Annotated in this window: 17 protein-coding genes; 9 read left to right on the top strand and 8 right to left on the bottom strand. The window is 72.0% G+C overall.

Annotated features, from left to right (window positions below; genetic code table 11):
* Nucleotides 1-66: 66 nt before the first annotated feature.
* Genes ABD875_RS17980 through ABD875_RS17955 form a run of 6 tightly spaced genes read right to left on the bottom strand, consistent with a single transcriptional unit; the run spans nucleotide 67 to nucleotide 6,586 of the window.
* Nucleotides 67-1,566, bottom strand: a complete 1,500-nt coding sequence (locus tag ABD875_RS17980; protein WP_345180718.1) for a glucosamine inositolphosphorylceramide transferase family protein — start codon at nucleotides 1,564-1,566, stop codon at nucleotides 67-69.
* Nucleotides 1,563-2,204 carry an arsenate reductase/protein-tyrosine-phosphatase family protein gene (locus ABD875_RS17975; RefSeq protein ID WP_345180716.1) on the bottom strand — a complete coding sequence of 214 codons (642 nt, stop codon included), beginning with the start codon at nucleotides 2,202-2,204 and terminating at the stop codon, nucleotides 1,563-1,565. The genes ABD875_RS17980 and ABD875_RS17975 overlap by 4 nt, the downstream gene beginning before the upstream one ends.
* Nucleotides 2,201-3,421 (bottom strand): hypothetical protein, encoded by a 1,221-nt coding sequence (locus ABD875_RS17970; protein ID WP_345180714.1) that lies wholly within the window; start codon nucleotides 3,419-3,421, stop codon nucleotides 2,201-2,203. The genes ABD875_RS17975 and ABD875_RS17970 overlap by 4 nt, the downstream gene beginning before the upstream one ends.
* Nucleotides 3,418-4,665: a hypothetical protein gene (locus ABD875_RS17965; protein WP_345180712.1), complete on the bottom strand. Its 1,248-nt coding sequence runs from the start codon at nucleotides 4,663-4,665 to the stop codon at nucleotides 3,418-3,420. Before ABD875_RS17965 ends, ABD875_RS17970 begins: the two co-directional genes overlap by 4 nt.
* An 8-nt stretch (nucleotides 4,666-4,673) precedes the next feature.
* Nucleotides 4,674-5,822, bottom strand: a complete 1,149-nt coding sequence (locus ABD875_RS17960) for a DUF1972 domain-containing protein (protein WP_345180711.1) — start codon at nucleotides 5,820-5,822, stop codon at nucleotides 4,674-4,676.
* Nucleotides 5,819-6,586, bottom strand: a complete 768-nt coding sequence (locus tag ABD875_RS17955) for a CDP-alcohol phosphatidyltransferase family protein (RefSeq protein WP_345180709.1) — start codon at nucleotides 6,584-6,586, stop codon at nucleotides 5,819-5,821. Before ABD875_RS17955 ends, ABD875_RS17960 begins: the two co-directional genes overlap by 4 nt.
* A gap of 186 nt (nucleotides 6,587-6,772) precedes the next feature.
* Between ABD875_RS17955 and ABD875_RS17950 the strand changes: the two genes are divergently transcribed.
* Nucleotides 6,773-7,966 (top strand): glycosyltransferase family 4 protein, encoded by a 1,194-nt coding sequence (locus ABD875_RS17950; RefSeq protein ID WP_345180707.1) that lies wholly within the window; start codon nucleotides 6,773-6,775, stop codon nucleotides 7,964-7,966.
* Here ABD875_RS17950 and ABD875_RS17945 read toward each other — a convergent pair.
* Entirely contained in the window at nucleotides 7,936-8,400 is a 465-nt protein-coding gene (locus ABD875_RS17945; RefSeq protein WP_345180705.1) for an FAD synthase family protein, read from the bottom strand. The genes ABD875_RS17950 and ABD875_RS17945 overlap by 31 nt on opposite strands.
* A 376-nt stretch (nucleotides 8,401-8,776) precedes the next feature.
* On the opposite strand from ABD875_RS17945, the gene pstC reads away from it, so the two are divergent.
* From pstC to ABD875_RS17905, 8 genes are all read left to right on the top strand, one after another.
* Nucleotides 8,777-9,799 (top strand): phosphate ABC transporter permease subunit PstC, encoded by a 1,023-nt coding sequence (gene pstC, locus ABD875_RS17940; RefSeq protein ID WP_345180704.1) that lies wholly within the window; start codon nucleotides 8,777-8,779, stop codon nucleotides 9,797-9,799.
* A complete protein-coding gene (pstA, locus tag ABD875_RS17935; RefSeq protein ID WP_345180702.1) occupies nucleotides 9,799-11,022 on the top strand; it encodes a phosphate ABC transporter permease PstA in 1,224 nt (407 codons plus the stop codon). Before pstC ends, pstA begins: the two co-directional genes overlap by 1 nt.
* Nucleotides 11,019-12,644, top strand: a complete 1,626-nt coding sequence (locus ABD875_RS17930) for a substrate-binding domain-containing protein (RefSeq protein WP_345180700.1) — start codon at nucleotides 11,019-11,021, stop codon at nucleotides 12,642-12,644. Before pstA ends, ABD875_RS17930 begins: the two co-directional genes overlap by 4 nt.
* On the top strand, nucleotides 12,641-15,205 hold the full coding sequence (locus tag ABD875_RS17925; RefSeq protein ID WP_345180697.1) for a hypothetical protein: 2,565 nt from the start codon (nucleotides 12,641-12,643) through the stop codon (nucleotides 15,203-15,205). Before ABD875_RS17930 ends, ABD875_RS17925 begins: the two co-directional genes overlap by 4 nt.
* Nucleotides 15,202-16,122: a sortase domain-containing protein gene (locus ABD875_RS17920; RefSeq protein WP_345180695.1), complete on the top strand. Its 921-nt coding sequence runs from the start codon at nucleotides 15,202-15,204 to the stop codon at nucleotides 16,120-16,122. The genes ABD875_RS17925 and ABD875_RS17920 overlap by 4 nt, the downstream gene beginning before the upstream one ends.
* A 70-nt stretch (nucleotides 16,123-16,192) precedes the next feature.
* The gene (locus tag ABD875_RS17915) at nucleotides 16,193-17,728 is read left to right on the top strand and encodes an Ig-like domain repeat protein (protein ID WP_345180693.1); all 1,536 of its coding nucleotides are present in this window, start codon (nucleotides 16,193-16,195) and stop codon (nucleotides 17,726-17,728) included.
* A 128-nt stretch (nucleotides 17,729-17,856) separates the two neighbouring features.
* Complete coding sequence (locus ABD875_RS17910) at nucleotides 17,857-18,660, top strand: phosphate ABC transporter ATP-binding protein (RefSeq protein WP_345181415.1); 804 nt, start codon at nucleotides 17,857-17,859, stop codon at nucleotides 18,658-18,660.
* Nucleotides 18,661-18,666: 6 nt separating this feature from the next.
* Nucleotides 18,667-19,416, top strand: a complete 750-nt coding sequence (locus ABD875_RS17905) for a lytic transglycosylase domain-containing protein (protein WP_345180690.1) — start codon at nucleotides 18,667-18,669, stop codon at nucleotides 19,414-19,416.
* Here ABD875_RS17905 and ABD875_RS17900 read toward each other — a convergent pair.
* Entirely contained in the window at nucleotides 19,395-20,030 is a 636-nt protein-coding gene (locus ABD875_RS17900; RefSeq protein ID WP_345180688.1) for a hypothetical protein, read from the bottom strand. The genes ABD875_RS17905 and ABD875_RS17900 overlap by 22 nt on opposite strands.
* Nucleotides 20,031-20,098 lie beyond the last annotated feature (68 nt).

Raw genomic sequence — 20,098 nt, 5'->3', positions numbered from 1 at the left:
CCCAGGACTCGGGGAACCTTTCACCGCTGGTCCCGGCTTGTCAAACCGGTGCTCGTCCAGGACTGCTCAGCGGCGGCTCCGGTGGCGCAGCCGGGACGAGCGGGCCGAGCCGTCGACGACCTCGAGCCGGCCGGCTCGGTTGAGTGTGTGCAACCGGGACCCGGGCCAGGACGGGTCGGGCGGGATCCGGGCGACGACGCGCTGGACGAAGGTGGCGGGATCGAGGGTCACGACCTCGGCGACGGCCAGGGCTGCGCCGTACCCCCGGCGGCCGTCCTGCACGGGCCGGAGCAGACGTCCGCCGTGGCGTTCGGGCCGGCCTGCCGGCCGGGCGCTGGCGATGTCGACGAGCACCGGGTTGCCGGCGTGTGCGACCCAGGGACCGGCCAGCCGGTCGGCGTACCAGAGGTGCAGCGCGTCCGAGCAGGACCCGCCGTGGCGGACCGTCGCCGAGAGCCACCAGCGCCCCTCGTGGCGGAACGGGGTCGTGTCGTTGGCGTCGAGGTCACTCAGCAGGACCGAGTGGAGCTCCCACCGGTCCGGGAACTCGGTGGCCCGGTACAGCTCGACCGTGCCGGCGGCCGACGTCTCGGGGATCATCCACAGCTGTCCGTCGTCCTCCAGCACGACGGGGTAGGAGAGGTGGACGTCGTGCTCCAGCACGGGGCGGGGCGTGCCGACCGGGCCCTGGCCGTCGAACTCGAGGACCGAGATCACCCCCCGGCCGAGCCGGTGGTCGTAGTCCTCGACGAACAGGTAGGTCCGGCCGTCCACCTCGATGGGGAAGGGGTCGGCGTAGAAGTGCCGGCCGTCGTCCGGGAGGTCGCGCCACCGCTCCCCGGCCAGGCCCCCGGTGGCCAGGACGCCGGGGCCCTCCGTGAACCGCCACCCGACCCGCCAGTGCGGGCTGCGGTACAGCCTCCGGTAGACCCGCCGGGCGACCGCGGCCGCCCAGGCCCGGCGGGCTCGCGCTTTCGGCGTGGGCACGCCGCCGGTCCCGGGGGCGTCGTGACCGCCGGGCTCCGCAGGCAACCGCAGTGGGTGGCCGGCGACGGCGGCGACCAGCAGCTGGACGCAGCCGGCGAGCACGTCGTCGAGCGCCGCGGCCAGCAGGCCGGGGACCTCACTGCCGGGCCGGCCCTCGACGATGACCCGCCCGTGCTCGTCGACGACGCGGACCACCGGGAACCGGTTCGCCAGCAGGGCCTGGACGGCGGCGTCCTCGCCCGGACGGTCGTCGAAGGTCAGGGTCCAGCAGCCCGGCCGGACCGGCCCGCCGCTCAGGTCGATCCGGGTGCCGGACCGGACCTCCTGGGTGACGACGGCGTCCTCGGCGGCGTGCCTGCCCGGGGACGAGCCCGGCGGTAGGAGGTCCGAACCTCGGGCGCTGAGGTCGCCCAGACGTCGCTCGCGGCGCAACAGGCTGTCGACGTCGCGGCCCCAGGTCGACCCGTCGGTCACGAGGGTCACCCGGACCTCGTCGACGGGGAGCGCGTCGACGGCGTCGACGTGCCAGGCCCGGACGGCCTCGGCCTGGAGCAGGATCTCGACGTCGATCGGGCTCACCCCACCGAGACCTGCGCGCACGTGGAGAGATCGCGGGCGACCTGCTTGGAGCTCGAGGCGGTGAGTGAGTAGACGGCGCGATGAGGGGCGCGCTCGCCCTGGTGCGCGTCCGGGATGTCGTGGGCGTGGACCGCCAGCCGCCGCCACGGGCTGGTCAGCACGACCATGCGGCGGGTGCGGGGCAGCTCGCTCAACCCGCGCACGTCGTTCATCGCGGCGACGTACGACCGCAGCCGGTCGTCGAGCGTGTGGCCGCGAACCTCGGGGAGGGCGGCCGCCCCGAGCTGGGCGGCCTCGCGGATCGTGAACGTGCGGCCGGTCGCGAACGGCATCCGCTTCATGACCCCCGACCGGGCCCGCCGGTCGGCGGTGAGCACGAGGTCGGCCGCCCCGATCTCGTCCGGCGTCAAGATGCTGGCTTCGTGCCGGACCAGGCTTCTCGAGTGGAGCCCTCGTGCCTCCGCCATGCGCGCGATCTCCGGGCAGGCCGGCTGCCCGGCGATGGCCTCGAGCCCGCCGGTGACGACGGAGACCGACCGGTCGACCTGCTCCAGCGCGACAGCGTGGGCGAGCACGGCGGAGGCGAGCGGCGATCGGCACACGTTGGCCGAGCAGGCGATCAGGATGGTGAACGTCATGGTCCCTCCGGGGGCGGTGGTCTCTGGATGGCGAGGCTGAAGCAGAGGAAGGGGATGAACGCGGCCGAGGCGTCGAACAGGCCGCTCTCGAGCACGCTGCGGACGACCAGCAGCACGAGCACGGCGAAGACGAGGGCGCGCTGCGGGTTCGGCAGGGTGAGCGATCGCGCGAGCGTCAGCAACGTCATCACGACGAGCACGGCGGTCCCGGCCCAACCGGCCTGCACGATCGCGGACACCCAGGTGCTGTCCAGGATCTGGGTGCTGCGGTACATCGCCGAGACCGGGATCTCCTTCACCGAGAGCCCGACACCCACGAGCTGGGTGGTACCGCTGTCGGCGTAGTCGAGGGCGGCCTGCCAGGCCACCGTGCGCGAGTTCAGCGTCAAGGTGCTCGCGGCGTCGCCCCGGGTCGCGTAGGTCGACACGAGGGGGGTGAAGAACATGACGTAGAGGACCGCCGGAAGGCACAGGACACAGACCGACAGCAACCAGGCCGGGATCCGCGGGGCCATCGTGGCCAGGAGCAGGAACGACAGCACCAGCGCGGCCAGCCCGGTCCGGGTCCCGGTCAACCAGATCACGCCGAGGAGCGGGAGCACCGAGACGATCTCGAGCACCGTGGCCGCGTGGTTCACGCAGCGCCAGACGATGCAGACCAGGGGGACGCCGATCAGGAGCGAGATCTCGTTGGCGTTCAGCGGGGGGATGCCGCCGTACAGACGCCCGGACGCCAACGAGCCGACACCCGTGACGGCGCCGACGCCCGCGAGCAGGAGCATCGCGGAGGTGAGGGTGCTGAGCAACGTCGCCCAGGGGTAGGCGCGCACCAGCAGCACGATCGTCACGGTGAGCAGGACGACACGGGCCGCGAGGACGGCAGTGGGCAGCGTGGTCCCGTGCATCAGCGCGCCGACGGAGGAGACGCCGAGGTACAGGCACAGCCAGGGCACCGGACCGGCGCGCAGCTGGGACCAGGGCGGCCCCGTGCGGGGTGCGGTCCACGCGAGCAGCAGGGCGACCATGCCGAGTGCACCCTTGGCGGCCACGACGACGTCCAGGCCGCCGGAGTAGTAGACCCCGCGCCGCCAGGCGACGCAGGAGACCAGCATCATCAACAGGGCCACGAGCAACCGCAGCGGCGGGCGCCGGAAGGGCGAGACGAGGACCTGGCCCGGGAGCGTGGCGGGCGGAGCGACGGTGAGGGTGGTCGTCATGGCGCGTTCGCGATCGCGGCAGGCGCCCGGGCCGACTCGACGGACGCGGGCAGGCGCGGGACCAGCAGCAGCTGGCGGCACAACACCCCGCCCACGAACGAGCCCGCGGCCAGCAGCCACGGCACGGCTCCGGCGGGAGCGCCCAGCACGAGCAGGGCGAGGGCGACCGCCACGAGTGCGAGCACGGAGTCGACCACGCGCACCAGCAGGACGGCGGCGGGGCGGCCCCGCACCGCCGCCAGGCTGCCGTAGGGGAGGACCGCGGCACAGGAGGCGGCGTACGTCCCCCAGCCGAGGACGGCCAGCATCGAGAGGTCGTAGCCGGGCGCGAGGAGCGGCCCGACGGCGGGAAGCACGGACGTGACGGCGAGGGTGACGGCGGCCGCGCCGGCGAGCATGGCGGCGGCACCGTGGTCGGCATGGCGCAGCGACGCGGCGAGCGGGAGCGAACGGTCCGCGGCGTACGTCGCGAAGAGGTAGGAGCCCAGGCCCTGCACCAGCAGCATCGCCGGTGCCACCAGCAGGCGGGCGGCCTCGAGCTGACCGACGGCAACGGCCCCGGCCGCGGCGAGGACCACGACCCGGGTCGCGTTGAGGGTCGTGGGGCGGACGAACTGCTGGGCGGCACGCCAGCCGCCGAAGCCGAAGACCTCGCGCACGCCGCCGCCCCGCCGGAGCACCGGTCGGGCGCGCTCCCTGGCCGGCAGGCAGGCCAGGGCGGCGCCGCACGCCGTGGCCTGGCCGGCGGCCAGGGCGAGGAGCACGTCGCCGAGCGAGACGGTCCCGGCCGCCGCGAAGGCGGTCAGCGCCACCATCGCCGCCAGGAAGCCGAGGCCGTCGACGACGACCAGGTGCCAGAACCGCAGGACGGCCATGAGCATGCGGCGCCCGAGATCGGCCGTCAGGAAGGCCCCGGTCGCGGCGGCCAGTGCTGCGCAGTCGCCAGTCGAGAGGCCGACCAGGAACGACCCCAGGAGCACGCCGGCGACCGTGGCGCTTGCGACGACGACCGCCGCGGTCCTGGCGAGCGCGGAGCGCAGGACCGGATCGTGCCGGTCCAGCACCGTGAGCGAGTCACCGACGAGTCCGGTGGACAGGGCCGTGGCCATCACCATGGCGCCGAACAGCAGCGCGAACACCCCGAACCCCTCGGGTCCGAGGGCCCGGGCGGCGATGAGCTGGACGACGAAGCTGCCGAACGCGAGCGTCACCTGGCCGGCTACCGCACCCAGCGAGCGGGGCATCCGGAGCCTCATCGGTCTGTCCGGCCACGTCGTCCACTCGCTTCTCCTCGCACGGACTCACCGGCGGCCAGCCGCTTGAGGAGCGCCTCGTAGCCGTCGGCGACCTCGCCCCACTGGTACCGCGTGGCGGCGCGCGAGCGGAGCCGCTCGCCGCGCGCGCTACGTGCCTCGGGCGACGACTCGGCCTGGAGCAGTGCCGTCGGCAGGTCGTCGGGGGACGCGAAGAACGTGCCGTCGGGCCCGACCACCTCACGGTTGAAGACGACGTCGAACGCGATCACGGCCGCACCCGCGCCCATGGCGCGCAGGAGCGAGGGGTTCGTCCCGCCCACGCTGTGCCCGTGCAGGTACGTCGCGCACCCGGCGTAGAGCTGGTCGAGGAGCTCCTGGTCCCAGACGCCGCCGACCATGCGCACGCGGGCGTCGTCGGCCGCCTGCTCACGGACCAGCGCCGTGTAGTGGTCGCCGTACGGCGCGGACCCGACGACCACGAGCGGGAGCCGGGCCGCCGACCGGCGGTAGCCGGCGACGATCTCGGCGACGTGGTTCTCGGGCTCGAAGCGAGCGACCACCAGGTGGTAGCCACCGGCGGCCAGCCCGAGCTCGGCCAGGCGGTGCGCGCGCGGGGCACTCTGGATCGGGGCGCCGTAGGCCAGCAGCTCGCTGCTCGCGCCGAACTCGTGCCGGTAGTAGTCGGCGATGCCCTGCGCGTCCGCGATGAGGGTGTCGGCCCACCGGACCGACAGAGCCTCGGCCCAGCGGTAGTAGCCGCGACCTCCGCGTCCCCACTTCGCGCGCTGCCACTCCAGGCCGTCGACGTGCACCGCGACCGGGATCCGACGCGCCCGGAGGGCCGGCAGGAACGGGGCGTTGGCCGCGTTGAACACGATGGCGGCGTCGTACGTCCGGTGCGTGAGCACGTGACCCACCGAGAGCGCCGTGTGGCTGAGCGTCTCCAACGACCGCCGGTGCAAGGCCGGCAGGTGGACCAGGTCCATGCCGAGGTGGCTGCGCCGACGGGTGTCCTCGGCCCCGCGGCAGTACACCGTGACCTGGTGACCTCGGTCGACCAGACGCCGGCCGATCTCCTCGACAGCGGTCTCGAACCCGCCGTAGTGCGCCGGCACACCACGCGTCCCCAGCAGCGCGATCCTCATGCCGACGCTCTCAGGTCGAGAGCGCGCAGCTCGCGCCACCACTTGCGGCAGGCCAGCGCGAGCAGCGCGGCGTTGGCCGCGAACATGAGCCCGTACACGGTCAGGAAGGCCGCAGGTGCTCCGAGCAGCACGAACATCCAGCAGAACGTGCCGTAGTCGGTCGGCAGGATGAGCCACGTCCGCCACGGTCCCTCGACGCGTGCCGGTCCGGAGCTCGTGCCGCCGTTCTGCGCCCGGAGGTGCGGAAGCTGCAGGATCCCGAAGAAGCACGTCACGTCGACGACCAGGAAGGCCAACGGCAGCAGGAGCACGACGTCCGGTGCCGCAGGGACGAACCGATAGACCGAGATGAGCACCACCAGGTGCAGGGCGCAGGTCTTCACGCAGTCGACGGTGTGATCGAGCCACTCTCCGGCCACCGACCCGCGCCCGCGCAGGCGCGCCAGCTGACCGTCCACGGAGTCCATGACGTACCCGGCTGCCAGCAGGACGGCGACCCCGATGCCCAACGGCCAGCTGGGTTCCTGGAGCGCGACCAGCGCGAGCGCCGCCGCCGAGAGCGTCGCGCTGATCGCGGTCGCCGAGTTGGGCGTCAGGCCGGTCTGGTGCGCCGCCGCCGCGACCCGGCGGGCGACCGGCCGGTTCACGAGACGCGAGTAGGCGGCGGTGCCCTGGGACGGCTTCTGGGCGGCCGCCAGCGCTGCGAGGTCGGCACGATAGCCACGCCGGGGTCGGACCCGGTTCGGTGTGGTCGTGGCGGTCACGTGGGTGTCCTGTCAGGTCGAGGGCTCGGTGACGGCTCGGGGCGCACGGAGGCGCCCACTGGCTCGTCGACGGAACGTAGGTCGAGCCGAGGCCGGTCCACGCCGATGACGGAGGAGGTAGCCAGAATTGGGGATAGGACCGGATCTCCCGGGCGGCGTCGGCCGGGCGGCGTGGTTCATGGGTGAGTGCACCCCCCTCACCGCGGGACCGTCCTGGTCGCCAACCCGTCAGCCGACCGGTACGGCTCGGACCTCCAGATGAAGGAGAGCGTCGCCGGCCTTGTCGAGCACGGCTGGCGGGTCGTCGTCGCGGCGCCCTCCGACGGCCCGCTGGTCGAGCCGCTGCTCGACCTGGGGGCCGAGGTACGGGTGCTCGACTTCCCGGTGCTGCGACGCGCGGCCGCGTCGCCCTCGGGCCTGACCGCGCTCGCGCTGGCCTGTGTGCGGGCGCTGCCCCGGATGAGGGCCCTGCTGCGCCGCGAGCGACCCGCCATCGTCTACGTCAACACGGTGACGCTCCCGTGGTGGCTGCTCGCCGGCCGGCTGGCCGGCGTCCCGACCCTCTGCCACGTGCACGAGGCCGAGGCCGCGGACCCACCGCTCGTCCGGAAGGCGCTGGCCCTGCCGCTGCTGCTGGCCGACGCCGTGGTCGCCAACAGCCGGTCGACCGAGGACGTGGTGCTGGGCTCGGTACCGCGGCTGGGTGCACGCGTCCGGGTGATCCACAACGGCGTCGACGGTCCCCCTGCAGCGCTTCCGGCCGCGCCGCGCACGCGCCGGGAGGGTTCGCCCTGGCAGCTCGCGGTCGTCGGCAGGCTCTCCGCACGCAAGGCACCCGACGTCGCGCTGGAGGCCGTCGCGCTGCTGCGCCGCCGCGGCCACGACGTCCAGGTCAGCCTGTACGGCACCCCCGGTCCCGGGCAGGAGACGTACGTGGCCGGACTGCATGCGCGCGCGGACCAGCCGGACCTCCGCGGTGCCGTGCGCTTCGGTGGGTACTGCGCGCCGATCTGGTCCGCGCTCGAGGGCGCGGACGTCCTGGTGGCCCCATCGCTCGGCGAGTCCTTCGGCAACGCCGTCGTCGAGGCCCAGCTCGCCGGACGTCCCGTCGTCGCGACCGCCGTGCAGGGCCATTGCGAGACCGTCGCCGACGGTGAGACCGGACTGCTGGTCCCGCCCCAGGACGTCGGGGCCCTCGCGGACACGCTGGAGGAGCTCCTCGGCGACATCGCGCGAGCGGACCGCCTCGCCGACGCCGGGCGGCGCTCGGCGGTGGCGCACTTCGGATCCGACCGCTACCGGTCCGACATCGACGCGGTCGTCCGCGAGGCCATCGGCGAACGGTCCGGTCAGCCGCGTCCGGCGTCGGCCGCGGTGTAGGAGAGCTCGAGCTCGTCACCGAGGCCCTGCAGGGCGCGTCGCAGCCGAGTGCTCGACGTGTGGACCGTGTAGGGGAAGTACACGACCTCGACCCCGACCGACGCGAAGTCGTGCTCGAGCCGCTCGCCCTTCGACGTGCCCCGCCAGTCGTCGCCCTTGAAGATCCGGTCGAAGCGCAGCAGCCGCCAGGTGTCCAGCTTGTCGGGGACGGTCTCGGCGTGCACCTCGTCGACGAAGTCGATGTGGCGGACGATCTCCAGTCGCTCCGCCAGGCTGACGAACGGGGTGATCCCCTTCGTGAGCTGGCACATCTCGTCGGACACGACCCCGGCGATCAGGTGATCGCACCGGCTTCGGGCGTGCTTGAGCACGTTGAGGTGCCCCACGTGGAACAGGTCGTACGCACCGGGGGCATACCCCACCACTCTGGTCATCGGTCGTTCCCTCCAACCCGGGGTGGCCCGTGCAGGCGATGGAGCCCGGGCTCCCGCACCCGAACGTAGGAACCGTCAGGACCGGGTCGGTCGCCCACGGCGGCAGATACCCAAGACAGATGAGGAGATCCCGGCGCTCCTCGCGGCTCGTGAACGGTGGGTGAACGACGCCACGTGGCCCGGCCTGACTACGGATCAGCGGCCGGCATGGCCCGTTCGGGCTACCGGCGCCGAGCGCGGGCGATGTGTTGGGCAAAGGAGGCGGCGCTGTTCGCGCCTCGTTCACCGAGGCAGGGCCAATCGTTTCGGAACCCTCCTGAAACTTCAGGCGATTCGCCCACCCGCTCGACCAGAGCACATCGCCAGGAAGTACCGAGTGACCACCCTGCCTGTGGCCGACGCCGCCGATCCGGCTGTCGACACCGTCCGTCCGCGCAAGATCTCGCGCAAGGCGACCGGCGCCGACGCGGTCTTCGTGCACTCCGCCCGCGCCGTCGGCGCGACCGTCCTCGTCATCATCGGCGGGGTCGGCCTGTTCCTCGGGTGGCAGGCGTACCCGACCTGGAAGAACTACGGGATCGGCTTCCTCACCGAGACGCAGTGGAACCCGGAGGCCGACGTCGTCGGCATCGCCTCGGTCCTGGCCGGCACCGTGACCGTCGCCCTGGTCGCGATGGCGATCGCGTTCCCGCTCGCACTGTCGACCGCGCTCTACATCAGTGAGTACGCACCCGCGTCGGTCAAGGCCACGCTGGTCTCGCTCGTCGACCTGATGGCCGCCGTGCCCTCGATCATCTGGGGACTGTGGGGCTTCTTCCTCGTCATGCCGCACGCCGCGGAGCTCGCGCTCTGGCTGCACCGCAACCTCGGGTGGATCCCGATCTTCGACGTCCCGAGCGCGGACCCGGACGCCGCGGTGTGGGACGCGAGCCGCTACACCGCCAGCGCCTTCTGCGCCGGCATCGCCGTCGCGATGATGGTGCTGCCGATGTCGTGCGCGGTGATGCGGCAGGTGTTCTCGCAGACCCCGCCAGGTGAGAAGGAGGCGGCGCTCGCGCTCGGCGCGACCAAGTGGGGCATGGTGCGCTCGGTCGTGCTGCCCTTCGGTCGCGGCGGCATCATCGGCGGCACGATGCTCGGCCTCGGCCGCGCGCTCGGCGAGACCATCGCCGTGCTCCTGATCATCTCGCCGTCGTTCGACCTCAAGCTGAACTTCCTCGAGCTCGGCACGAACAGCATCAGCGCGCTGATCGCCGGCCGCTTCGGCGACGCGAGCAGGACCCAGCTCTCGGCCCTGCTCGCCGCCGGCTTCGTGCTCTTCCTGCTCACGCTGCTGATCAACACGCTCGCCGCCGTCATCGTCAACCGCAGCCGCTCGGGCGCCGGGACGGACGCCTGATGACTCTCACGACTCCCGCCGGCGCTCGTGTCGTCGGCACGACACACCTGCCCCGGTACGACGAGGACGCGGCACCCGCCGTACCGCGCGGCTCGCTGGGGCGGATGACCGTCGACGACAAGTTCGTCCGCATCGGCTCCTGGGTCTCCGCGTTCGGGATGGCCTGGCTGGTGACCCAGCAGCTGCTGCCGCTCCCGGGCCTGGCGTGGTTCGTGATCACGTGGTTCGGCTTCGGCCTGTTCGTCACCGCGGTCACCGCGGCCATGACTGGGGGACTGGTCGACGTGCGCGACCGGCTCGCCGGCGCGATCCTCACCGCGGGCGCCGTGGTGGTGGGAGCCGCGCTCGTGAGCGCGATGGTGTTCGTGGTGATGCGCGGCTGGCGGCCGCTGCTGCACCTGAACTTCTACCTCGACGACATGTCCGGGGTGGGCCCCAAGGACCCGTTCGACCGCGGCGGCATCGCGCACGCGATCGTCGGCTCCCTCATGCAGCTCGGCATCGCCATCGCGATCACCCTGCCGCTCGGCATCGGGACCGCGGTGTTCATGACCGAGGTCGGCGGCAGGTTCGCCCGCATCGTGCGCACGGTCGTCGAGGCCATGACCGCACTGCCGTCCATCGTCGCCGGCCTCTTCATCTACACGACGTTCATCGTCGCGCTCGGCTTCCCCCGCTCCGGCCTCGCCGCCAGCCTGGCCATCGCGGTGATGATGCTGCCGATCATCGCCCGCGCGGCGGACGTGGTGCTGCGCGTGGTGCCCGACGGCCTGCGCGAGGCCAGCCTCGCGCTCGGCGCCAGTCGCTGGAAGACCGTCTGGACCGTCGTGCTCCCGACCGCGCGGCCCGGTCTGGCGACCGCCTGCATCCTCGGCGTCGCGCGCGGCATCGGCGAGACCAGCCCGGTCCTGCTCACGTCGGGTGCCGCGCCGTTCCTGGTCACCAGCCCGACCGACGGCGTCATGAACTCGCTGCCGCTGTTCATCTACACGACCGTCCGCAGCGGCGAGCCCAACGCCATCACGCGTGCCTTCGCGGCCGCGACCGTGCTGATGGCGATCGTCCTGATCCTCTTCATCACCGCCCGCCTGGTCGCCCGGCCGCGCCGCACCAAGAGCCGACGTGGCCGGCGCTCGCGCCCGGCCGTGGACCTCGTGATGGCCGACCCGCTCGTGGAGATGGGTCCGGTCCAGCCTGCAGCCCGAACCGAGGAGAACCCGTGACCCGCCCTTCCAGGAGCTCGACGCTGCGCACCCTCGTGGCCTTCGTGTTGTCCCTGGCCTGCATCGTCTCCATGCCCGGCACGGCGCGCGCGACGGTGTACGCCCAGATCGAGGGGACCGGCTCGACCTGGTCCGAGCTGATCGTCCAGCAGTGGATCGCCGACGTGGACGCCAACGGCATGAAGGTCGTCTACACCGGCGGCGGCTCCACCAAGGGGCGCAAGGACTTCTCGCAGGACAGCACCGACTTCGCGATCTCCGAGATCCCGTACCAGGGCACCGACGAGCAGGGCCAGGCCGACACCAGCAACGGGCGCGAGTTCGCCTACCTGCCGATCGTCGCGGGCGGTACGGCGTTCACCTACCAGCTCAAGGTGGGCGGCCAGCTGGTGCGCAACCTCCGGCTGTCCGGCGAGACGATCGCGAAGATCTTCACCAACAAGATCACCAACTGGAACGACCCGGCGATCACCAAGGACAACAACGGCCGCGAGTTCCCGTCGCTGGCGATCACGCCGGTCGTCCGCTCCGACGGCTCGGGCACGACCGCGCAGCTGACGACCTGGATGGACAAGCAGTACCCCAGCATCTGGCGCCCGTACTTCGGTCGCTCCGGGCTCACGTCGTACTACCCGAAGAAGAGCGGCACCCGGATGGTCAGCCAGGCCGGCTCCGACCAGGTGATGAACACGATCAAGGGCTTCGCCGGCAACGGGATGATCGGGTACGTCGAGTACTCCTACCCGCTGAACGCCGACTACCCGGTCGTCAAGGTGCTCAACAAGGCGGGCTACTTCGTCGAGCCGACGCAGTACAACACCGCGGTCGCGCTGACGAAGGCGCAGATCAACCGGGACAAGAACAGCCAGCTGTACCTCACCCAGATCCTCGACGGCGTCTACGACAACCCGGACCCGCGGGCGTACCCGATCTCGTCGTACTCCTACATGATCATCCCGACCGGCGAGGACGACCCGCGCATGTCGACCGCGAAGCGTCAGACGCTCGCGGACTTCATGTACTACTCGCTGTGCGCCGGGCAGAGCAAGGCCGGGTCGTACGGCTACTCGCCGCTGCCGCTGAACCTCGTGCAGGCCGGCTTCGAGCAGCTCGCGAAGCTGAGGGCGGCGGACCCGGACGTCGACCTGAACAACCGGGACGTGCGGTCGTGCAACAACCCCACGTTCGACGGCAAGAACCTCAACAACAACGTGCTCGCCCAGACGGCACCGCAGCCGGCCGCGTGCGACAAGGTGGGCCAGGGGCCGTGCGGCACCGCCACCGGCACCAACACGCCGTCCACCGACGACCCGGACGCACCGGCCGGCGACGGCGGTTCCGGGGGCGCCGGCGGCACGGGTGGTGGAGCCGCCGCGGGGGACGCGCCCGGTGCGATCGACCCGGAGACCGGCGAGGTCGTGGGCGCGGCGGACGGCTCGACGTCGGGCGAGGCGATCTACGCCAACCCGACCGAGCTCGCCGCGAACCGCGCGGTCGACCAGCGCACGTTCGGATGGCTGGCGGTGCTCGAGCTGGTGGCGCTGGTGCTGCTGCCCGGCATGTACGTGATGACGCTGCGCCGAAGGCGTGCGTCGGCGGCCGCGAAGGTGGTCCGGCCGTGAAGCGGCTGCTGGCCCTGGTGCTGCTGGCCACGGCGATCGCCGTCCCGTCCGGCGCCGTTGCGAGCCAGGCCGGTGCGCCGGACGTCCCGGCCCGGGCCAAGGCCGACGGCTGGAGCCAGACCAAGACGCTCACCCGCACGTTCGTGCAGGCGGACGGCTCGACGTACTCCTTCCCGAGCTACGAGGTCACCGTCGAGGCCGACCAGACCAAGAACCTGCGGGGGCGCCAGCGGATCGAGATCAGCTGGAGCGGCGCGCAGCCGAGCGGTGGCCGAGCCGGCAACCCGTACGGCGAGAACGGGCTCAACCAGGAGTACCCGGTCGTCATCATGCAGTGCCGCGGTGTCGACGACCCGTCGCTCCCGAAGGCCAAGCGGCTGCGCCCCGAGACCTGCTGGACCGGGTCGGTCGCGCAGCGCTCGCAGATCACCCGGGCCGAGGGCGAGGCGTCGTGGATCCACGACGCAGCCGCCGACCCGGCCGACAAGGGTCGACTCTCCGGCATGGACCCGTTCCCGGGCGCTGCGGTGTGCCCGACCGCGGACGTCACCGGCTACTACACCCGCCTGACGCCGTTCGTCGCCGCGAAGGGCACCACGTTCCCCGCCTGCGATGCGGGCAACATGCCGCCCGAGGCGGCGGTGGGTACGGCGGCGCCGCCTGCCGAGATCGCGGCCTTCACCGACACCGACGGCACCGGCGAGGTCCAGTTCGAGGTCCGCAGCGACGTCGAGAACGAGTCCCTCGGCTGCAGCCACAAGGTCGCCTGCTCGGTCGTCGTCATCCCGATCGTCGGGCTCAGCTGCGACCGGCCGTCGGAGCCGATGACCCGCTCGGACCAGGCCTGCCGCAAGGGCGGCCGCTTCCCGGCCGGCTCGAGCAACTTCGCCAACGAGGGCGTCGATCAGGCGGTATCGCCGGCGCTGTGGTGGTCGGCCTCGAACTGGAAGAACCGGTTCTCCATCCCGATCACGTTCGGCCTGCCGCCGGACGCCTGCGACGTCCTCGACCCCCGACCGCCCACGGGCTTCTACGGCTCCGAGCTGCTGGCGCAGGCCGCGCTGCAGTGGGCGCCGGCGTACTGCCTCGACAAGTCGCGCTTCAAGTTCCAGCTCAACCAGATGTCCGACGCGGCGGGCTGGAACCTGATGGAGTCCGGCGGCGGCGCGGCCGCCGTGGTCTCGTCCGAGCACGAGCAGCGCGGCAGTGACCCGGTCGGCTACGCGCCCACTGCGGTCACCGGCTTCGCCATCGGCTACCAGATCGACAAGCCCGACAACGCCGGCGAGCTCACCGACCTGAAGCTCAACGCGCGGCTGCTCGCGAAGCTGATGTCCCAGTCCTATCTGGGATCTGACCTCGGCCGCGGCCACCCGGGGATCGGCGACAACCCACTCTCGATCGTCAACGACCCGGAGTTCATCAAGCTGAACCCCGGGCTCAGCCAGACCAGCCAGGAGGCGGCGGCGACGCTGCTGTCGCTGTCCAACGACTCCGACATCATCGAGCAGGTCACCGACTACATCGCGCACGACCGGGACGCGATGGCCTTCATGCGTGGCGAGAAGGACCCGTGGGGGATGGTGGTCAACCCCCGGTACAAGAACCTCGAGCTCCCGCGTGCGGACTGGCCGCTGCTCGACACCTACGTCCCGAAGACCGAGAGCGACTGCCGGCAGAACAACCCCGGCGTCTACTTCAGCCAGCTCGCGGCGCCGGTGACCACGCTGCGCAAGATCGCCGAGGCGTTGCTCGACGCCTGGCCGTACGTCTCGACGCGCTGCGAGTTCGACACCGGGACCGGCACCTACAAGCTCGGCCGCATCGACCGGCAGTCGTTCGGCTCCCGGTTCATGCTCGGCCTGGTCAGCCTCGGCGACGCGGCGCGCTACGGTCTGCGCTCCGCGGCGTTGGAGACCGAGCCAGGCACGTACGTCGCGCCCAACCAACGCTCGCTTGGCGCCGCGGTCAAGCTCGCCGAGCAGTCGAAGCCCGCGCACCCGTTCGCGATCGACCAGGCCGACGTACGGCGGTCGAGCGAGGCCTACCCGGGCACGATGATCGTCTACACCGCGGCCAGGCTGCAGAACCTCCCGGAGGAGGACGCGGCCAAGGTGGCGCAGTTCATCCGGGTCTCGGTCTCCGAGGGCCAGCGTCCCGGCAGCGGCAACGGCCAGCTCCCGGGTGGCTACCTCCCGATCGAGAAGACGGGCGTCACCGCAAAGCTCTACGACGAGGCGCAGGACGTGGCCGACGCCGTGGAGGAGCAGAAGGAGCCGACCCCGACCGGCCCGACCGGCGGTGGTGGCGGCGAGGGCGGATCCGACGGGTCGGTCGTCCCGCCGGGCGACGTGCCGATCGACGACGTGCCGTCGGCCGAGGCCAGCCCGTCGGCGGTGCCGACCGGGCCGGCCGAGCCGATCGCGATGCCGGCGACACAGCCGGTGGACTCCACGCTGGCCGGCGGCCTGCTGCCGCTGCTGATCCTGCTCGGCGCGGTCGGCTGCGTGGTCGCGACCGTGCTGCGCGTCGCCGGGCCGGTCCTGAGGTGGCGGCGATGACCGTGACGATCGAGAAGCCGAAGGCGTCGCCCAAGCGCCGGTCCCCGCAGGCCCCGGCCGGACCGCCGCGGGGAGCGGACGCCGCCGCGGCCGTGATGTCGTCGGCGTTCACGATGATCGCCATCGTCTGCCTCTGGATGGCCGCGCAGCTGCTGTTCCTGGGCTCGATCTCGCAGCACCGTGCCCAGGACCTGCTGTACGACGAGCTGCGCCACGTGCTCGCCGGCCCGCCGGACAAGGCGCCGCCCATCGGGCCCGTGGTGCCGGTCGGTGACCCCGTCGCGCTGCTGACCATCCCGAGCATCGGGCTCGAGCAGGTCGTGGTCGAGGGCACCGCGTCGGGGGACACCCTGGTGGGACCCGGTCACCGGCGCGACACGGTGCTGCCCGGACAGGCCGGCACCTCGGTCGTCTACGGCCGCGCGGCGACGTACGGCGGGCCGTTCGCCGACATCACCGACCTGCAGACCGGCGACGAGATCACCGTCGTCAACGCTCAGGGGACGAAGGTGTTCGAGGTCCTCGGGGTCCGCCGGGCCGGGGACCCGCTGCCGCAGCCGGTGGCCGAAGGGGCGGGCCGGCTGACGCTGGTCACCGCCGAGGGCAGCGGCCGCTTCGGCGCCATCGCGCCCGAGAACACCGTGTACGTGGACGCCGAGACGAAGAAGGCGTTCCCCGCACCACCGGGCCGGCCCGCGGTGGTACCCGAGTCGGAGCTGGCCATGGGGACGGACAAGAGCGCGTTGCCGCTGCTTGCCCTCTGCCTCGCCCTGCTCCTGGCGCTGACCCTCGGGGTCGTCGCCGCACGTCAGCGATGGTCGACGGCGCTCGTGTGGGTGGTCGCATGCCCGCTCGCGCTCGCGCTGTCCTGGGCAACCACGGATGTGGTGATGCGTCTGCTGCCCAACCTGATCTGACCACACCGATAGCACCTGCTTGCCGCTACACCCATCAACCCGCATCACCCATCACAGGAAGCGAAACAGGATGTCTGTACGCAAGATCCTCGCGGGCGTCGCCTCGGCGGCCCTCGCAACGAGCGCCATCTCCCTCTCGGCGGGCACCGCTCACGCCGCCGACGTCGTCGACCCCGACGACACCACCTTCGTGGCGACCACCGGTGACCTGATCGGCGTCGGGTCGGACACCAGCCAGCACGCGATGAAGCTGTTCGCGGACGCCTGGAACACCGGCGGTCACTCGGCCAAGATCGCGACGTTCGCGGCCACGGGTGGCGGCAACATCCCGCTGCCCAGTGGCGCGAAGCCGCGCCCGAACGGGTCCGGCGCGGGCAAGGCCACGCTCTTCGGTGCGGGCAACAACACCGACGTCGACTTCGCGCGGTCGTCGTCCGCGCAGAGCGCCAGCGAGACCCAGGCGGGCCTGAAGTCCTTCCCGTTCGCACTCGACACCCTCGTGATGGCGGTCTCGAACAGCACCCCGTCGAACGCGCCCGCCAGCCTCACCCCGGCGCAGATCGTCGGCATCTACAAGGGCGACATCACCAACTGGTCGCAGATCGACCCGAGCAAGTCCGGCGTGATCGCCCCGAAGATCCCGCAGTCGGGCTCCGGCACGCGGTCGTTCTTCACCTCCCAGCTCACCGCCATGAACGGTGGCACCGCGGTCACCCTGGCCGCGAGCGTCCAGGAGGTCCAGGAGCACGACGATTCCAAGATCAAGAGCGACCCGAACGCGATCGCGCCGTTCTCCGAGGGTCGCGCCGGCCTGCTGGGCACCACCCTGCGGCTCGAGACCGGGTGGAGCGCCAAGCGCGCGCTGTACAACGTGGTCCGCGGCGCCGACCTCGGCAACGCCCTCATCCAGGAGGCGTTCGGCGAGAACGGCGCGCTGTGCTCCACCGAGATGCGCCCGCTGATCGAGGCGGCCGGCTTCAAGCAGCTCGCCACGCCGGCGGACGGCGGCGTCTGCGGCCAGGCCACCAGTGACGCGACGTCGAACTTCACGCTGAACGAGCAGGTCGCCACCGAGACCGTCCTGGAGGCGACCAGCACCAAGGCGAACTCGGCGAAGCTCGTCGCGAACGTCTCGGCCTCCACCTCGCCCTCCGGCTCGGTTGACTTCTTCGAGGGCGCGACCGAGATCGCGTCGAACGTCCCGCTGGTCTCGGGGGCCGCGACCTACACGGCCACCGGCGTCTCGCCCGGTGCGCACACCTACACCGCGGTGTTCGACCCGGGCCCGGACTCGACCCTGGAGCCCTCGCAGGACGAGGCGACCGTGACGGTGAAGACCTCGGCGTCGGTCTCGGAGTCGTTCCCGGCGAGCACCAAGGCCAAGAGCGTCAAGGGCACCATCACCGTCACCGGTGACGGCGCGACCGCCACGGGCACCGTGACGCTGATGCGCGGCAGCACCGAGCTCAAGACCACCGCCCTGTCCGGCGGCAAGGCGACGTTCACGGTGAAGCTCGCCCAGGGCAAGAACAAGCTCAAGGCGGTCTACAACGGCGGTGCCGCCGTGGCCGGCGCGAGCAAGAGCTTCACGATCACCAAGAAGTAGCACCCTGCCGCGCCGGTCCGCCTCCTCCCAGGCGGGCCGGCGCGCGGCACTCTTCCGGAGCAGCCCGGAGGAACGACCATGAGCCCAGAGGAACGACTATGAGCACTGCGACCGACGACACCACGGTGATGCCCGGCGTCCCCGGCACGCCCGGCCGGTTGGCCGAGCTCGAGGCCCGCGACATCACCGCGTGGTTCGGCACCCACAAGGTCCTGGACCGGGTGTCGCTGACCATGCCCGCCGGCGGCATCACCGCCCTGATCGGCCCGTCCGGGTGCGGCAAGTCGACGTTCCTGCGGATCCTGAACCGCATGCACGAGCTGGTGCCGTCGGCCCAGCTGGCCGGCGAGGTGCTGCTCGACGGCGAGGACATCTACGACCCCGACAAGCGCCTGATCGACGCCCGTCGCGCGATCGGGATGGTGTTCCAGAAGCCGAACCCGTTCCCGGCGATGTCGATCCGCGAGAACGTGCTGGCCGGCCTCAAGCTCACGGGCACCCGGGCGTCACGTTCGGCGCGCGACGAGCTGGTCGAGTCCTGCCTGCGCAAGGGCGGGCTCTGGAACGAGGTCAAAGACCGTCTGGACGCCCCCGGCGGCGGTCTCTCCGGCGGACAGCAGCAGCGGCTGTGCATCGCCCGCTCGCTGGCGATCAAGCCGCGCGTGCTGCTCATGGACGAGCCCTGCTCGGCGCTCGACCCCACCTCGACCCGGGTGATCGAGGAGACCATGAAGGAGCTCGCCGACGAGGTCACCATCGTGATCGTGACCCACAACATGCAGCAGGCGGCGCGGGTCTCCACGCAGTGCGCGTTCTTCCTGGCCTCGCAGGGCACCCCCGGCGTGATTGTGGAGCACGGGGATACTGATGCCATGTTCCAGAACCCGCAGGACCCGCGGACCAGCGACTACGTGCACGGCCGGTTCGGATAAGCAGGGATGGTCTCTGCTCGCCTGATCGCGTCGCTCGCCACGGCGCTGCTGCTGGTCTCCGGTCTCGGCTACCTCGCCTCGCAGACGATCCTGTCGTCGCGGGCGGTGGTCGTCGCCGACCAGCCGTACGTCGCGGCACCCTCGCCCAGCCTCCAGCAGGGCTCCGCGGGGAGCTCGCGGCCGGCGCAGCGGTCCGGCCCCGCGCAGGTCGACCCGCAGTGGGTGCAGCAGACCGCCGAGAAGGCCGGGATCCCCGCGCCCGCCGTACGCGCCTATGCGAACGCCCAGCTGGCCGCTCCGAACGGGTGTGACATCGGCTGGACCACGCTCGCCGGCATCGGCTGGGTGGAGTCGCAGCACGGGACCATCGACGGGCGCACGCTCGGGGACGACGGGCACTCCTCGGAGCCGATCCTCGGGCCCGCTCTCAACGGCAAGGGCTTCGCGGCGATCCCCGCGAGCCCGTCCAGCACCCAGTGGCACGGCGACCCGGCGTGGGACCACGCCGTCGGGCCGCTGCAGTTCATCCCGTCGAGCTGGGAGACCTGGGCGGCGGACGGTGACGGCGACGGCGCCGAGGACCCCAACGACCTCGACGACGCCGCGATGGCCGCGGTCGGCTACCTCTGCGCCGACGGCCACGACCTCACCAGCGGCCAGGGCTGGGCGGACGCGGTGTTCTCCTACAACCACGCCCAGGAGTACATCGACGCCGTCCACACCGCCGCCACGGCCTACGCCGAGCGAACCGGCTGACCGGGCACACCGCCGTCCTGACGCAGTCGTTCGACGTGGTCGCGGAGGATGCCGGCCGCGACATCACTGGTGACAACCGAGCCGGCCGCCGCGATCTCGGCGCGTAGTCCGGACACGAGCGCGAGGACGCCGGCGGTCTCGCGCGGGTCCGGTCGACGTCGGATCAGCCGTGTCAGCGAGACCGCGACGGCCTCCGCCTCGTCACGTCGGGCCTGCTCGAGTCGGGACTGCGGTGCCGGGTGGCCGGCGAGCGCGGCGCCCCGTGAGATCTCACCGAGTGCCTGCCAGACGCGGACCCCGTGGCACTCGTCCGCGGACGTCGGCAGCCTCGCAGGAAGGCCGCTGTCGCGCCGCGGACAGCTCCACTCCACCCAGCGCCAGCCGAAGCGGGCGACCACGATCTCGCGGATCTGCGCCTGCGAGTGTCGCTGCAGGACTGCGGCAGGCGTCACCCCCATCCAGCGCGCGATGGCGCGGACACTGAGTCGATCGATCCCGCGGTCGGCGAGCAGGTGCACGACCGCGTCCGTGTAGATGTCGAACGGGTGCGCGGAGTCCGGAATGAGGAACGGCGATCTCGGTGAGGGGATGCGCGCGTCCGGTGACGTGGTCATGCGCCATCGATACCCGGCCCGCAGCGTCCGGCCGCGTCCATCCACAGCTGGACTTACTAACCGATCAG

The organism is Nocardioides caricicola (assembly GCF_039541135.1).
In the GTDB taxonomy this organism is placed as follows: Bacteria; Actinomycetota; Actinomycetes; order Propionibacteriales; family Nocardioidaceae; genus Nocardioides; species Nocardioides caricicola.
Note: the sequence above shows the minus strand (reverse complement) of the source record. Positions and strands in the feature narration are given on the sequence as shown.

Bases quoted from the DNA above. Each gene is read 5' to 3' on its own strand.
- ABD875_RS17975 (WP_345180716.1), bottom strand. From the start codon at position 2,204: ATGACGTTCACCATCCTGATCGCCTGCTCGGCCAACGTGTGCCGATCG.
- ABD875_RS17970 (WP_345180714.1), bottom strand. From the start codon at position 3,421: ATGACGACCACCCTCACCGTCGCTCCGCCCGCCACGCTCCCGGGCCAG.
- ABD875_RS17965 (WP_345180712.1), bottom strand. From the start codon at position 4,665: ATGCCCCGCTCGCTGGGTGCGGTAGCCGGCCAGGTGACGCTCGCGTTC.
- ABD875_RS17960 (WP_345180711.1), bottom strand. From the start codon at position 5,822: ATGAGGATCGCGCTGCTGGGGACGCGTGGTGTGCCGGCGCACTACGGC.
- ABD875_RS17945 (WP_345180705.1), bottom strand. From the start codon at position 8,400: ATGACCAGAGTGGTGGGGTATGCCCCCGGTGCGTACGACCTGTTCCAC.
- pstA (WP_345180702.1), top strand. From the start codon at position 9,799: ATGACTCTCACGACTCCCGCCGGCGCTCGTGTCGTCGGCACGACACAC.
- ABD875_RS17920 (WP_345180695.1), top strand. From the start codon at position 15,202: ATGACCGTGACGATCGAGAAGCCGAAGGCGTCGCCCAAGCGCCGGTCC.
- ABD875_RS17915 (WP_345180693.1), top strand. From the start codon at position 16,193: ATGTCTGTACGCAAGATCCTCGCGGGCGTCGCCTCGGCGGCCCTCGCA.
- ABD875_RS17910 (WP_345181415.1), top strand. From the start codon at position 17,857: ATGCCCGGCGTCCCCGGCACGCCCGGCCGGTTGGCCGAGCTCGAGGCC.
- ABD875_RS17905 (WP_345180690.1), top strand. From the start codon at position 18,667: ATGGTCTCTGCTCGCCTGATCGCGTCGCTCGCCACGGCGCTGCTGCTG.
- ABD875_RS17900 (WP_345180688.1), bottom strand. From the start codon at position 20,030: ATGACCACGTCACCGGACGCGCGCATCCCCTCACCGAGATCGCCGTTC.